Below are 13,238 nucleotides of genomic sequence, written 5' to 3'. Positions count from 1 at the left end.
GCCGGGTGAGGGGGACTAAAATGCCCTTCAACGGAGGTTCGACCGGTCTGAGCAGGAGTCAAAGTCCCCCTCAGGCCCTTCGGGCCAGCTCCCCCAGAGGGGGAGCATCTAAGCTCCGCCGCATATGCGATAGCCCTGCCCTCTGGGGGAGCTGTCAGCGAAGCCGACTGAGGGGGACTTTGACTCTTGTTTGGGGCTTCAACCCCCTCCACCGCTTCGCGGTCCCCCTCCCCCAAATCGCGCTGCGCGCTGGGGGAGGATCTAAGAGAGCCTACTTCTTGAGCAGCCTATCGCGCGCGGCGTTGAGCTGCGCGGCCAGGCCGCTGGTGCCGCCCTTGTCAGGGTGAGCCATGCGCATCAGCCGCGAATAGGCCGCCTGGATCTCCTCGGCCGAGGCGTCGGGCGACACCCCCAGGATCGAGCGCGCCTCGGCGTCGCTGAGCTTACCGGATACGGCGGGCAGGCCCAGGCCCGTGCGGCGGGTGGAGACGGCCAGCCACAGCCCCATCACCACCAGGACGATCGACTTGCCCCAGCCGCCGCGCACGCCGACATAGGCCGCCGCGGCGAAGCAGGCGAGCGCCAGGGTCCCCGCCAGGAACCGCCATTCGCGGCGTTTCAGGATCGGTTTCCCGCGGCTCGCCCACAGCAGCAGCGCCAGGGCCGCGCAGCCGATGGCGATGTAGGTCATGCTACTGCGCGGCCAGCAGCTCGTCGGTGGCCAGGCCCAGCGCGCCCATCAGCGCCCGCAGCTCCTGGCGCGCGGCCACGTGCTGCAGCGACATGGCCACCGGCCGGATGGTCGGCGACAGGTCGGCGATGGTCAGGCCGAACGGGAAGAGTTCCCGATAGATCACCCGGTCGCGCAGGCCCGGGCCGACGCGGAAGCCGACCCGGCGCGACAGGGCCTGGACCCGCTCGTCCAGGCGCTTGCGGTTGCGCGCCTCGGTGGGGGCCAGGCGGTTGCGCAAGACGACCCAGTCGATGGACTTGCCCGACGCGGCGGCCTTGGCCTTGCGGCTGTTCCAGACGGTCTCGGAATAGAGGCTGGGACGCTTCAGATCGAGGGTCACCGGGTCGACGATCCCCAGCATGTCGAAGTCCACGAAGCTGTCGTTCATCGGCGTGACGATCAGGTCGGCGAGGCCATGGGCCGCGCGGCTGATGGCGGTGTCGCCGCCGGGAGTGTCGATCAGGACGTAGTCGGCTCCGTCCGAGGCCTTGTCGAAGGCGTCCTGGAAATGGGCCAGGGCCTCGGTGTCGGGCGCGGTGGCCAGTTCAGCGCCCAGGGGATGTTCGATCGGCATGGGCGCGCTGACGCCGTTGGCGGCGAGCCAGGCGGCTCGGTGCGCGAAGAAATGGCCCATGGACTGCTGACGCAGGTCCAGGTCCAGAATGGCCACTTGCCCCCCGGCGTGCAGCAACCCCGCCGCGACATGGATGGCGATGGTGGACTTGCCCGCCCCGCCCTTCTCATTGCCGACGACAATTACCTTGGCCTGCGACATCGAACTCCAGCTCCAGCCGATTCTCGAGGTTAACCTGAGCCTGAGGCCCGACGCGGCGTCAACGCGCGGTTAGTCGCGGGCTGTGGATGGAATGGACGCCCAGGCCGGTCTCGGCCATAAGCCGCCTCGCCCATCCGCCAGGAGCGCCCGCATGACCTCGATCGCCACCGCCCGTACCGTCGCCGACCTGCGCGCCCAGGTCGGCGCCTGGAAGCAGGCGGGCGAGCGGGTGGCCATGGTCCCGACCATGGGCGCCCTGCACGAGGGTCACCTGTCGCTGATCGCGCTCGCCAGGACGGAGGCTGACCGGGTGGTGGCCTCGATCTTCGTCAATCCGACCCAGTTTGGTGTGGGCGAGGACTTCGACGCCTATCCGCGGGGCGAGGCGCGGGACGCCGAGCTGCTGGCGGGCGCGGGCTGCGACCTGCTGTTCGCCCCCGGCGTCGGCGAAATGTACGCGCCGGGTTTCTCCACCACGATCAATGTCGCCGGCGTCTCCGAGCCGCTGGACGGCGCTGCGCGGCCCGGCCATTTCGGCGGGGTGGCCCTGATCGTCGCCAAGCTGCTGATCCAGTGCGGGCCCGACGTGGCGGTGTTCGGCGAGAAGGACTACCAGCAGCTCCAGGTCATCCGCCGCCTGGTCGCCGACCTGGACATCCCGACCCGCGTGGTCGGCGCGCCCACGGCCCGCGCCGCCGACGGCCTCGCCCTGTCTTCGCGCAACGCCTACCTGACCCCCGCCGAGCGCGAGATCGCCCCTGCCCTGGCCGCGGCGCTCGCCGAGGCCGGCCGTCGCCTGCGGGCCGGCGAGAGCGTCGAGCGGGTGGAGGCCACCGGACTGGCGGCCCTGGAACGGGCCGGCTTCGGGAAGATCGATTATTTCGAGGTCCGCGGCGCCGGAGACCTCGCCCGGCTGGGCCCCGGGCCCATCGAAGGCGAGGCCCGCATCCTGGCCGCGGCGTTCCTGGGCAGGACCCGCCTCATCGACAACATGGCGGTCGGCTGAGCGACCCGGTTTTTCTCCGCACTGTCAAAAAGTCGCGCTAACGTGCGGACAGCAGGGGAACGTCCGCCATGTCCGCCTCATCCGCCGAGCCAACCATCTCCCCCTTCGACGCCGTGATCGTAGGCGCGGGCTTTTCAGGCCTCTACATGCTCCATCGCCTGCGCCAACTCGGCCTGTCGGCGCGGCTGTTCGAGGCGGCCGACGGGGTCGGCGGCACCTGGTGGTGGAACCGCTATCCCGGGGCCCGGGTCGATATCGAGAGCATGGAGTACTCCTACTCGTTCTCTCCCGAGCTCGAGGCCGAGTGGGAATGGAGTGAGCGCTACGCCACCCAGCCCGAACTCCTGGCCTATCTCGACCACGTGGCCGAACGCTTCGACCTGAAGCGCGACATCCAGTTCAAGACCCGCGTCACCGCCGCCGCCTTCGACGAGGCCCAGAGCCGCTGGACGGTGCGCACCGACCGCGGCGAGGCGGTGTCGGCGCGCTATCTGGTCATGGCCACGGGCTGCCTGTCGGTGGCCAACCGGCCGGACTTCCCGGGCCTGGAGACCTTCAAGGGCAAGACCTACCACACCGGCCACTGGCCCCATGGCGGCGTGGACTTCACCGGCCAGAAGGTCGGCGTCATCGGCACCGGATCGTCGGCCGTCCAGTCGATCCCGAAGATCGCCGAGCAGGCCGCCCACCTGCATGTCTTCCAGCGCACGCCGAACTTCAGCGTGCCCGCCCACAACGGGCCCTTCGATCCCGCCTTCCTCGCCGACTGGAAGACCAACCGCGCCCAGTACCGCCGGGAGGGCCGCGAAAACGGCTTCGGCATCCGGGCGCTGGACTCCTCCGAGCAACTGGCCGTCGAGACCCCGCCCGAGGAACAGCGGCGGGTCTATGAGGAGCGCTGGGCGCGGGGCGGCTTCAGCCTGGTGGGCGCCTTCGCCGACCTGATCTTCGATCCCGCCGCCAACGCCACGGCCGCGGAGTTCGTCGGCTCCAAGATCCGCGAGATCGTCAAGGATCCGGCGGTGGCCGACACCCTGTTCCCCAGGTCCTACCCGATCGCCACCAAGCGGCTCTGTGTCGACACCGACTACTACGCCACCTTCAACCGCGACAACGTCACCCTGGTCGACGTGGCCGCCACGCCCATCGAGGCGATCACGCCCACGGGTTTGCGCACCAGCGAGGCCGACTACGAGTTGGACAGCATCGTCTTCGCCATCGGCTTCGACGCCATGACCGGAGCGCTGAACAGCATCGACATCCGCGGCCGCGGCGGCGTCGCGCTGAAGGACCGCTGGGCCGAGGGCCCGCGCACCTATCTGGGCCTGATGGTGGCGGGGTTCCCGAACCTGTTCACCGTCACCGGGCCCGGCAGTCCCTCTGTGTTGTGCAACATGGCGGTGGCCATCGAGCAGCATGTGGGCTGGATCGCCGACTGCATCGCGCACCTCGGCGGCCGCCAGCTCGCCGCCATCGAGGCCACCGCCGAGGCGCAGGACGCCTGGGTCGCCCACGTCAACGAGGTGGCCGAGATGACCCTCTATCCCCAGGCCAACTCCTGGTACCTCGGCGCCAACGTCCCCGGCAAACCACGGGTCTTCATGCCCTATATCGGCGGCTTCCCGGCCTATCGCGAGAAGTGCGACCAGGTCGCCGCGCAGGGTTATGAGGGCTTCGCCCTTTCATCTGCCGCGTCGGGGGTCTCTTAGATCCTCCCCCAACGCGCAGCGCGATTTGGCGGAGGTGGCGCGTCGCCCTCTTCGGCGACGTGACGGAGGGGGTAGCCGAGCAGTCGCCCAGCCCTACCAGGCCCCCGCCTCGCGCAGCCTGCGCGCAAGGTCGGTCGGGATGTCGCCGTCGGCGGCGCTGGACAGGTCGGGCGGGGCGTCCTTGGGCTCCAGGTAGCGCCAGCCCTGGAAGGCCCGACGCGGGGTCGGCGCCACGCGCACCAGGTTGGGATCGACCGTCACCTCGCAGCGCGCCGTGACCCCTTCGCCCACCGTGGTCACCGCCAGGATCGGCTGGCGGCAGAGGATCACGCCCTTGAACACGCGGTAGAGCGAGCCGCCCGCCAGCAGGTCGGCGGCGCGCTTGGGGGTCTGGCGGGTGCGCATGATCCAGGGCTCATTCGGATCCTTGTGCCAATCCAGCAGATCCTGGATGGTGTCGCAGCCGACCACCAGCTTGATCAGGTGCAGGCTCATGGAGTCTCAGAGCGCCCAGTTCGGCTTGCGCTTCTCGAGGAAGGCGCGGACGCCCTCCTGCCCCTCCTCGCCGACGCGGGCGCGGGCGATACGGCGGGCGGTCTCTTCCATGACCTCGGCGACCGGGCGATGGGCGACATCCTCCACCAGCTTCTTGGAGGCGGCGACGGCGCCGGGGGCGCAGGCCATCATCTCGGCGGCGATGCGGTCGCGGGCGGCGTCCAGGGTCGCGGCGTCGGCCACCACCTCGGTGACCAGGCCGATCTTGTCGGCATGGGCGGCGTCGAACACCCTGGCGGTGGCGAACAGGCCGCGCGCGTTGCGGGTTCCGATGGCCTCCACCACGTAGGGGCTGATGGTCGCCGCGATCAGGCCCAGGCGGACCTCCGAAAAGCTGAACTTGGCGTCGGCGGTGCAGATGGCCAGGTCGCAGGCCGCGACCAGGCCCGCGCCGCCGCCGAAGGCGCCGCCCTCGACCAGGGCCACGGTCAGGGCGGGCATGGCGTGGAGGCTCTTCAGCATGACCGCCATGGCCAGGGCGTCCTCGCGATTGTCGGCCTCGCTGCGTTCGATGGCGTCGCGCATCCATTCCAGGTCGGCTCCGGCGCTGAACGTACCGCCGGAACCGCGCAGGAACACCACCCGCACGCCCTCGGCCCCTTGCAGGGTTTCGAAGGCCTCGTGCAGCGCGGCGATCAGGTGGTCGTCGAAGGCGTTGCGACGCAGCGGCCGGTTCAGGGTGACGGTGGCCACCCCCTGCTCGGTCGCCTCGATCAGCACCAGCCTGGAAGCCGCATCGGTGTCGGGAACCTCGACGAGGGGGTCGGCGATGGGATTGGTCATGGTGGGCTCCTCTGGTTCTACTAGAACGCCGAACCGGGCGTGGAGATCAGGCCAAGCCATAGCCGCGCGCGGCGACGCAAGCTAGGCTCGCGTCGTGGCCAGCCTGCCCGACATCCCGTCCGACTCGGCCCTGGCGCGCCTCTTCAACGAGGAGCGCGCGCAGGGCGACGCCACTTGGTTCTCGCTGCCCGGCGGCGCGACCCTGTTCAAGGCCGGGGAACCGGCCGATCACCTCTATCTGGTCCGCGCCGGACGCCTGGGCGCCTTCCGCCGCGACGAGGGCGGCGAGACCCAGTTCCTGGGCGTGATTCGCCCCGGGGAGCCGGCCGGCGAGATGTCGCTGATCTCCGGCGCGCCGCATTCGGCCCAGGTCATGGCCCTGCGCGATTCCGAGATCTTCGCCCTGCCCCGCGAGATCTTCTTCGAGGCCTGCGAAGCCGACGGCGCGGTCATGATCGAGCTGGCCAAGCTGATGATCCTGCGTTCGCGCCAGGCGGCCACCAAGGCGTCGGTGGGAGTGCCCTCGGTGTTCGGCTTCGTCTGCGCCGGCGAACCGGTCCCGATCCGCGCCCTGGTCGACAAGATCGGCCGCGAGGTCGGCCGGCTGGGCTACACGGTCACCGTGGTGGGAGCCGAGGCCCAGCACGCCCCCACCGAGTGGTTCTCCGAGGTCGAGCTCGACTACGACGTCGTACTCTATGTGGCCGAGGCCGACGACCAGGGCTGGCGCCAGGTGGTGGGCCGCCAGGTGGACCGGCTGTTTCGCATCGCCCGCGGCGACACCGCCCCGCCTCGCGATGGCATCGCCCACGCCTCCGAACCGCTGCAGGCCCAGAAGCTGGTCGACCTGATCCTGATTCAGAAGAAGGCCACCGTGACGCCACGGGGCTCCGAGGCCTGGATCGCCGCGGCCCAGCCTGCCCGCCTCTTCCACCTGCGCCGCGACAACACCGACGACGTCAAACGCATCGCCCGAGTGCTCACTGGCCAGTCGGTGGGCCTGGTGCTGTCGGGCGGCGGCGCGCGGGCCTACGCCCATGTCGGCGCGATCCGCGCCCTGCGTGAACGCGGCGTGCCCATCGACTTCGTCGGCGGGTCGTCCATGGGCGCGATCATCGGGGCAGGCCTGGCGCTGGGCTGGGACAGCGACGAGATGGACGTCCGCATCCGCGACGCCTTCGTCAACACCAGCCCGCTGGACGATATCGCCCTGCCCCTGCTGGCCATGACCCATGGCGGCAAGGTCCGGGAACGCCTGGCCCAGCATTTTGGCGACACCCAGATCGCCGACCTGTGGCTGCCGTTCTTCTGCGTCTCGTCGGACCTGACGACCGGGACCTACCACCTGCACAAGAGCGGCCTGCTCCGCGACGCCCTGCGCGCCTCCATCGCCCTGCCAGGCGTCATGCCGCCGGCCACTACCGAGGACGACCACGTTCTGGTCGACGGGGCGGTGATGAAGAACTTCCCGGCCGACGTGATGCGCATGTCCCAGCTCGGCCCCATCGTCGGCGTCGATGTCAGCCGCGGCCGATCGATCATGGCCGACGACGTGGCGCGGCCGGCCTCGGTCTGGCGCTGGATCTGGTCGGGCGAGTGGCGCAAGGGCCCGCCCATCGTCTCGCTCCTGATGCGGGCGGCGACGGTCTCCACCGGACGCGACCTGGCCGCCGCGCGTGAGGCCACCGACGTACTGGTCACCCCCGACGTGACGGGCGTCGAGATCCGCGACTGGTCGGCCTACGAGCCCGCTGTGGCGGCCGGCTACAAGGCCACCCTGGATGCCCTGGATAAGCTCACCATGCCGGTTACGGAGCTGCGTCAAAGGGCAACTGACGCTTCCGATCGCAAATGAGCGAAGGCTTCATTTGCGACTCAAGAATTTGGGCCCCATATTAGAGGTCCTGTTCAATCAGCTGAAAGGAGGTGACCAGTGTCTCATTGTCTTCATCCGCAAGTGGAAACCGCGACCTGGGCTTCCGCTTACGAGGTCTCCAAGTAAGCGACTAAGTTGCGGGACCGCTGAGCGGTCCGACAATGGAAGGGCCGGCCCCGACAATGGGCCGGCCCTTCGCATGTCTGGAGCCTATTTCCAGCCGGCGTCGCGCGCGGCGATCTCCTGGGCGCGGTCCAGGGGCTGGCCGACGATCATGGCGTCCACGGCCTGGAGCACGGCGGCGGGCGCGGTCGAGCCCGCCATTCGATATTCGCCCTCGCCGGAGAGCGCGGCCGTCGCCGGGGCGGTCATCCGCACGCTCCAGCCCTGCTCGCGCCGGCAGGCGACGCCCGCGGTCGCGTCGATCTGGAACGTCCGGCAGGCCACGCCGCCGCTGTCGCGAAAGGTCAGCCCCACCTGCACCAGACCATCCTGGCCCGAGAGCTTGCGGTCCAGGGCCACGGCCAGGGCCCGCGACGCCGGCTGGCCCGGGCTGGGCGCGCCCTCGAAGGGCCTCGTCTTCACCAGACCGAAGGCCTGGGCCGCGATCACCCCCACCACCAGGCAGGCCGCCGCAGCGGCCCAGGCGGGCGCCCGGGAGGGTTTCGCGGCCACGGGCGCGACGGGACCGCCACGGGGCTTCTTGAAGTCGAGCCGGATGATCTCGGCGCTGGACTTCGCTCGCGACGCCGCCTCGCGCAGCCGTTCGGGCACGGGCTCGGAGAGAACGCCGTCGAAGGCCCGCGCGGCGACTGCGCGCAGATGGCTCTCGCGAACGATCCGCGCGCCCAGGGCCGGGTCGGCCGCCACCGCGGCGTCGACCGCCGCCACCCCTTCGGCGTCCAGCTCGCCGTCCACATAGCGGGCGATCATCTCGTCGGTGATCTCGGTCATGCCGCGCTCCCTTCGCCGCCCAGGCGGGCCAATATGGCGTTGCGGCCCCGGACCAGCCGGCTGGTCAGCGTGCCCTCCGGGGTTTCGAGCACCGCGGCGGCCTCCCGATAGGATAGTCCCTCGATCAGCACCAGGGCCACGGCCAGGCGCTGGTCTTCCGGCAGTCGCATCAGTTCCCGCTCCACCTCGGCCACCTCCAGCCGCCGCTCGACATTGGCCGCGCCGTCGTCGCCGACGCCCATCCCCGCCTCCTCCGGCGCCAGGACCAGATCGCGGCGTTTGCGGGCGCGGGTCTCGTCGATCCAGGCGTTCTTCATGATCCGAAACATCCAGCTGTCCAGCCGTGTCCCTGGCGTCCACTGGTCGGCGCGCAGCAGGGCCCGCTCCACGGTGAGCTGCACCAGGTCGTCGGCGTCGGACACGTCGCGGGTCAGGACCCGGCCGAATCGACGCAACCGCGGCAGCAGCTCGACCATTTCACGCTGGAACGCGTTCAACACTTGCCTCTGTCTAAGGATGGAACGACCGCCGAGCGGCGTTTCATCCTCGAAAGCGGACTCAATCGCCGCATATTCCGGATCGAAACATGACCGCGCGCCAAACCCCAGCCCGGAACACCGCAACGCGCCAGCGTCGTAATCGGCCCTGGCTGGCCGGAGCGCTCGCCGCCATGGCGTTCTGGGGCCCCGCCCACGGCCAGATCATCGGCGGGAGCGGCGGGCTGGCGTTGCCGGCGCCGAGCCTACCCTCGGCCGGCCTGCCCGACATCTCCGGCGTCCGGACGCCCCGTCTGCCGCAGACCCAGGGCGCGGCCAGCGCCGTGCGGGGGCTCACAACCCAAGCCCTGACCCAGGCGCGGCGCCTGAAGCTCGACACCCTGGTCCGCGACAATCCCACCCTGCTGGAGTTCGACGAACGCGGCGCGGCGGTGGTGCGGGGCGAGGTCCTGGCCCTCTCGCCGTCGCCCGAGGCCCTGGCGCGCCTCCAGGCGGCGGGCTTCAAGGCCGGGCGAAGTCTCGAGGCGGGCGGGCTCGATATCGGCGTGACCGTGCTCGAACTCCCTGCAGGGCTGTCGGCGCGCGAGGCGGTGGCCCTGGCGCGACGACTCGACCCGGCCGGCCAGTACGACTTCAACCACCTCTATTCCGACGCAGGTGGCGACGGCGCCGCCCAGGCCTCGCCCGGTCCCGCGAGGGCGCCGCTCGGCGCCGTTCGGGTCGGCCTGATCGATTCCGGTGTCGACACGGGGCATCCGGCCCTGCGCGGCGTGAGGATCGAGCAGCGCGGCTTCGCGCCGGGGGGTGTGCGGCCCCAGGGGCATGGGCTGGCCACGGCGTCGCTGCTGGTCGGCCGGCAGGGCCGGTTCCGGGGCGCGGCCCCAGGCAGCGGGCTCTATGTCGCCGATGTCTATGGGACCACCCCGGTCGGCGGATCGGCCGCCAGCCTCGTCCAGGGCCTGGCCTGGATGGCCCAGGCCCGCGTGCCTGTGATCAATGTCAGCCTGGTGGGGCCGCCGAACCTGACGCTGCAGGCGGCGGTGCGGACGCTGAACGCGCGCGGCCATCTGATCGTGGCGGCCGTGGGCAATGACGGCCCCGCCGCCCCGCCCCTCTATCCCGCCGCCTATCCGGGCGTGATCGCGGTGACCGCCGTGGACGGCCGCCGGCGCGTCCTGCCCGAGGCCGGCCGGCCGGGCCGCATCGACTTCACGGCCCCCGGCGCCGACATGGCGGTTCCGGCGGTGCGGGGCGGCTTCGTGGCGGTGCGCGGCACCTCCTTCGCAGCACCCTTGGTGGCGGGGAGCCTGGCCGGCCTGCTGCCCACGCCCGATCCGCAGGGCGCGGCGCGAGCGGTCTCCACCCTCGCCCGCCAGGCGCTGGATCTGGGCCCCCGAGGGCCCGACGCGATCTTCGGCCTGGGCCTGGTCGGCTTCGACCTGGTTTCCCCGCCGCGCGCCGTGGCGGCCAAGGGTATGCTCACCAGCCGATAGATTTTTCTGGCGGCGGGCGGGATGAAACCCGCGGAGCGCGTCGTTGGACCCTGCGAGAGGCGCTCAAAGCCTCCACAAATGCAGGAGACCATCATGCGCAAGATCACACTTCTCGCCGCCGTCGCCGCGGTCGGCCTCACCGTCGCCGGCGTGGCCGACGCCCAGATCCTGGGCGGGACCCTCGGCGGCTCCGGCTCGGCCGTGGGCGGCGTCACCGGGGGCCTGGGCGGCCTGGGCGGCGTGACCGGCCAGGCGAGCGGCTCGCTCAGCGGCTCCGGCGCCCTGCGGGCCGACCAGATCGGCTCGCGTCTCGACAGCGCCCGCGACGAAGCCCGCGCCGCCAAGCGCGCGGCCAAGCGCACGGCGAGGGCCACCGCGGGCCAGGCCGCGGAGCAGGTCCGCTCCGTCGAAGGCCAGGCGCAGGGCGCGGCCGGCTCGGCGATGGAGGCTTCCAGCCACGGCGTCGATCTGAGCGCCGAGGGCCAGGGCTCCGGCGCGGCCTCGACCACCAACGCAGGTGCAAGCGGCTCGGGCGAGGCCCAGGCCTCGGCCGGCGCCTCGCCCAAGGGCGCCAAGGCGTCGGCCAGCGCCGACGGTTCGGCCCAAGGGCAGGTTGAGCGCCCTCGCTAACCCGCTTTTGACCGATCGCTGAGGACCGCGGCGCGGCCTGGAGAGGCTCGCAAGAGTGCGTGACGCAGTTCCAGTGGAAAGGCCGCCGGGGGGTTCCTCGGCGGCCTTTCGCTTGTCCGATTACCTGCGAGGTCATGGAGCGTGGATGGGGGTCTCGTTATGGTCGCGGGATGAACACGTCATCTGCAGCCGCGGTGGGCGACCACCTCCGGGCGTGGCGCCAGCGCCGCCGCCTGAGCCAACTGGACCTGGCGCTCGACGCCGAGATCTCCACCCGCCACCTGAGCTTCCTCGAGACCGGCCGCGCCCAGCCGAGCCGCGACATGGTCCTGCGCCTGGCCGACCAGCTGGAGATCCCGCTTCGGGAGCGCAATGTGATCCTGGTCGCCGCCGGCTTCGCCCCGGTCTTCCCCCAGCGGGCCCTGGACGACCCGGCCCTTGCCGCCGCCCGCCGGGCCGTGGACATCATCCTCAAGGGCCACGAGCCCTTCCCCGCCCTGGCCGTGGACCGCGGCTGGAACCTGATCAGCGCCAACCGCATGATCGCCCCGCTGCTGGAGGGCGTCGATCCCGAGCTGCTGAAGCCGCCGATGAACGTCCTTCGCCTGACCCTGCACCCGAGGGGGCTGTCCCAGCGCGTCGCCAACCTGCATGAGTGGCGCGCCCACCTGCTGGACCGCCTGAGGCGCGAGGTGGAGCTGACCGCCGATCCCCGCCTGACCGAGCTGCTGACCGAGCTGAAGGCCTATCCGATCCCGGGCGGCCAGCCTCCGCGCAAGGCGTCCGACGAGTACGGCGGCGTGGCGATCCCGTTCCAGCTCAACACGCCGGCGGGGGTGCTGTCGTTCTTCAGCACCACCACGGTGTTCGGCACCCCCGTGGACGTGACCCTGTCGGAGCTGACCCTGGAGACCTTCTTCCCGGCCGACGCGGCCACCGGAGAGGCCCTGCGCGCCCTGGCCGGGAGCCTGGACTAGAGGAATCTTGAATCCTCCCCTCCTGGGTCAGGGCTATCGCATATGCGGCGGAGCTTAGATGCTCCCCCTCTGGGGGAGCTGGCCCGAAGGGCCTGAGGGGGACTTTGACTCCTGCTCAGACCGGTCGAACCTCCGTTGAAGGGCATTTTAGTCCCCCTCACCCGGCCATTCGGCCGGGAGCTCCCCCAGAGGGGGAGCATCTGGCCACCGTGCCACTTGGATCTACGGCCATATGCGATAGCCCTGCCCTGGGGGTGACGGCGACGATCGCTTCGGTCCGGATCGCCAGAGACCAGGGCGACAGGGTCGCCCTGGAGCTGCTACCGGCCGCGGTCGTTCGCCCGACCGCCACGGAGGACTTCAAAGAAGGCGGCCGCGCCTTCATCGAGAAGCGAGACCCTGTCTTCGCGGGTTGCTGAGGTCGCTCGCGGCGGGTCGCCACGGCCCGCCGCACATCCAACAGCCCGCGTGGCTCCCACATTTCTAAATACGAGGACTTGATGCCTCTCAATCCCTGGTTCGCCGCCAACGCCGCCGTGATCCTGCTCTGCGCCTTCGTGCATCTCCTGCTCGGAGGCCGCGGCATGGTCCGCCCGCTGTTGCGCGACACCGAGCTCCGCCCCGTGGTCCGCGACATCCACTACTGTTGCTGGCATCTCATAACGATCCTGATGTTCGGAATGGTGATCGTCTTCGCGCTCGCGGCCCTGGGCCGGGCGAGCGCCGATCTGACCCTGGCCGCCGTTCTCGTGTTTGCCGCGTACGGTCTGTGGACCCTCGGGCTCATGCTCCATCGGAAGTATCGGATCCGCGAGATGCCGCAGTGGATTCTATTTGGGTTGATCGCCGCTCTGGGTGCAGTCGGGCTGAGCGACGGCGCGTAGGGCCGCTCGACGGTACGAACGGAGGGACGACGTGGCGGACGAGGTGACGGAACGCGCCGACTGGCCGCATGCACGCGATCGTCGCGGCGAAGTAGTCGCGCTCCGCCCTCAGCTACGTGGTCGATCTCGCCAACGATCCCCATGAGATCAGCCTCGATGAGAACGCCACCCGGGCGACCATGTAGAGGTCGCTTGCAGGTCATCCGTCGCCCAGTGATTCTCCACGTCAGAGGAACTCCCGGACATCGACGATGTGGCCGGCGATGGCGGCCGCCGCGGCCATGGCCGGGCTCATCAGGTGGGTGCGACCGCCGCGGCCCTGGCGGCCCTCGAAATTGCGGTTGGAGGTCGAGGCGCAGCGCTCGC

At 70.7% G+C, this 13,238-nt stretch carries 14 protein-coding genes; 7 read left to right on the top strand and 7 right to left on the bottom strand.

What is annotated here, in order from left to right:
• Positions 1–271: 271 nt before the first annotated feature.
• Together Q8Q77_RS04210 and Q8Q77_RS04205 are read right to left on the bottom strand one after the other, a co-directional pair.
• Positions 272–691, bottom strand: coding sequence for a DnaJ domain-containing protein (locus tag Q8Q77_RS04210; RefSeq protein ID WP_305581490.1), 420 nt, complete (start codon positions 689–691; stop codon positions 272–274).
• A 1-nt stretch (position 692) separates the two neighbouring features.
• The gene (locus Q8Q77_RS04205) at positions 693–1,508 is read right to left on the bottom strand and encodes a division plane positioning ATPase MipZ (protein ID WP_305581488.1); all 816 of its coding nucleotides are present in this window, start codon (positions 1,506–1,508) and stop codon (positions 693–695) included.
• Positions 1,509–1,659: 151 nt separating this feature from the next.
• Between Q8Q77_RS04205 and panC the strand changes: the two genes are divergently transcribed.
• Both panC and Q8Q77_RS04195 read left to right on the top strand, forming a co-directional pair.
• A complete protein-coding gene (gene panC / locus Q8Q77_RS04200; RefSeq protein WP_305581487.1) occupies positions 1,660–2,514 on the top strand; it encodes a pantoate--beta-alanine ligase in 855 nt (284 codons plus the stop codon).
• A gap of 68 nt (positions 2,515–2,582) precedes the next feature.
• On the top strand, positions 2,583–4,223 hold the full coding sequence (locus Q8Q77_RS04195; RefSeq protein ID WP_305581485.1) for an NAD(P)/FAD-dependent oxidoreductase: 1,641 nt from the start codon (positions 2,583–2,585) through the stop codon (positions 4,221–4,223).
• A gap of 93 nt (positions 4,224–4,316) precedes the next feature.
• Here Q8Q77_RS04195 and Q8Q77_RS04190 read toward each other — a convergent pair whose 3' ends face one another.
• Positions 4,317–4,718, bottom strand: coding sequence for a DUF1489 domain-containing protein (locus Q8Q77_RS04190; protein ID WP_305581483.1), 402 nt, complete (start codon positions 4,716–4,718; stop codon positions 4,317–4,319).
• 6 nt (positions 4,719–4,724) lie between these two features.
• A complete protein-coding gene (locus Q8Q77_RS04185; RefSeq protein WP_305581481.1) occupies positions 4,725–5,561 on the bottom strand; it encodes an enoyl-CoA hydratase-related protein in 837 nt (278 codons plus the stop codon).
• 94 nt (positions 5,562–5,655) lie between these two features.
• On the opposite strand from Q8Q77_RS04185, the gene Q8Q77_RS04180 reads away from it, so the two are divergent.
• Positions 5,656–7,416, top strand: coding sequence for a patatin-like phospholipase family protein (locus Q8Q77_RS04180; protein ID WP_305581479.1), 1,761 nt, complete (start codon positions 5,656–5,658; stop codon positions 7,414–7,416).
• Between the two features lie 231 nt (positions 7,417–7,647).
• Here Q8Q77_RS04180 and Q8Q77_RS04175 read toward each other — a convergent pair whose 3' ends face one another.
• Positions 7,648–8,391 (bottom strand): anti-sigma factor, encoded by a 744-nt coding sequence (locus tag Q8Q77_RS04175; protein ID WP_305581477.1) that lies wholly within the window; start codon positions 8,389–8,391, stop codon positions 7,648–7,650.
• Positions 8,388–8,888, bottom strand: coding sequence for an RNA polymerase sigma factor (locus Q8Q77_RS04170; protein WP_305581475.1), 501 nt, complete (start codon positions 8,886–8,888; stop codon positions 8,388–8,390). Before Q8Q77_RS04170 ends, Q8Q77_RS04175 begins: the two co-directional genes overlap by 4 nt.
• Before the next feature lie 89 nt (positions 8,889–8,977).
• Between Q8Q77_RS04170 and Q8Q77_RS04165 the strand changes: the two genes are divergently transcribed.
• The 4 genes from Q8Q77_RS04165 (at position 8,978) to Q8Q77_RS04150 (ending at position 12,872) form a co-directional block, all read left to right on the top strand.
• The gene (locus Q8Q77_RS04165; protein ID WP_305581473.1) at positions 8,978–10,381 is read left to right on the top strand and encodes a S8 family serine peptidase; all 1,404 of its coding nucleotides are present in this window, start codon (positions 8,978–8,980) and stop codon (positions 10,379–10,381) included.
• A gap of 93 nt (positions 10,382–10,474) precedes the next feature.
• Entirely contained in the window at positions 10,475–11,011 is a 537-nt protein-coding gene (locus Q8Q77_RS04160) for a hypothetical protein (RefSeq protein ID WP_305581471.1), read from the top strand.
• 170 nt (positions 11,012–11,181) lie between these two features.
• Entirely contained in the window at positions 11,182–11,988 is an 807-nt protein-coding gene (locus tag Q8Q77_RS04155; RefSeq protein ID WP_305581469.1) for a helix-turn-helix domain-containing protein, read from the top strand.
• Positions 11,989–12,488: 500 nt separating this feature from the next.
• Entirely contained in the window at positions 12,489–12,872 is a 384-nt protein-coding gene (locus tag Q8Q77_RS04150) for a hypothetical protein (RefSeq protein WP_305581467.1), read from the top strand.
• Positions 12,873–13,098: 226 nt separating this feature from the next.
• On the opposite strand, the gene Q8Q77_RS04145 is transcribed toward Q8Q77_RS04150, so the two are convergent.
• Positions 13,099–13,238 (bottom strand): aconitase family protein (locus Q8Q77_RS04145; RefSeq protein WP_305581491.1); only part of this gene is annotated, 140 nt, incomplete at its 5' end.

The organism is Phenylobacterium sp., assembly GCF_030698145.1.
Lineage (GTDB): Bacteria > Pseudomonadota > Alphaproteobacteria > Caulobacterales > Caulobacteraceae > Phenylobacterium.
This window is presented reverse-complemented; position numbering and strand designations above follow the sequence as displayed.

Excerpts from the sequence above, each read along its gene's own strand:
- Q8Q77_RS04210 (WP_305581490.1), bottom strand. The coding sequence starts at position 691 with ATGACCTACATCGCCATCGGCTGCGCGGCCCTGGCGCTGCTGCTGTGG.
- Q8Q77_RS04205 (WP_305581488.1), bottom strand. The coding sequence starts at position 1,508 with ATGTCGCAGGCCAAGGTAATTGTCGTCGGCAATGAGAAGGGCGGGGCG.
- panC (WP_305581487.1), top strand. The coding sequence starts at position 1,660 with ATGACCTCGATCGCCACCGCCCGTACCGTCGCCGACCTGCGCGCCCAG.
- Q8Q77_RS04195 (WP_305581485.1), top strand. The coding sequence starts at position 2,583 with ATGTCCGCCTCATCCGCCGAGCCAACCATCTCCCCCTTCGACGCCGTG.
- Q8Q77_RS04190 (WP_305581483.1), bottom strand. The coding sequence starts at position 4,718 with ATGAGCCTGCACCTGATCAAGCTGGTGGTCGGCTGCGACACCATCCAG.
- Q8Q77_RS04185 (WP_305581481.1), bottom strand. The coding sequence starts at position 5,561 with ATGACCAATCCCATCGCCGACCCCCTCGTCGAGGTTCCCGACACCGAT.
- Q8Q77_RS04175 (WP_305581477.1), bottom strand. The coding sequence starts at position 8,391 with ATGACCGAGATCACCGACGAGATGATCGCCCGCTATGTGGACGGCGAG.
- Q8Q77_RS04165 (WP_305581473.1), top strand. The coding sequence starts at position 8,978 with ATGACCGCGCGCCAAACCCCAGCCCGGAACACCGCAACGCGCCAGCGT.
- Q8Q77_RS04160 (WP_305581471.1), top strand. The coding sequence starts at position 10,475 with ATGCGCAAGATCACACTTCTCGCCGCCGTCGCCGCGGTCGGCCTCACC.
- Q8Q77_RS04155 (WP_305581469.1), top strand. The coding sequence starts at position 11,182 with ATGAACACGTCATCTGCAGCCGCGGTGGGCGACCACCTCCGGGCGTGG.
- Q8Q77_RS04150 (WP_305581467.1), top strand. The coding sequence starts at position 12,489 with ATGCCTCTCAATCCCTGGTTCGCCGCCAACGCCGCCGTGATCCTGCTC.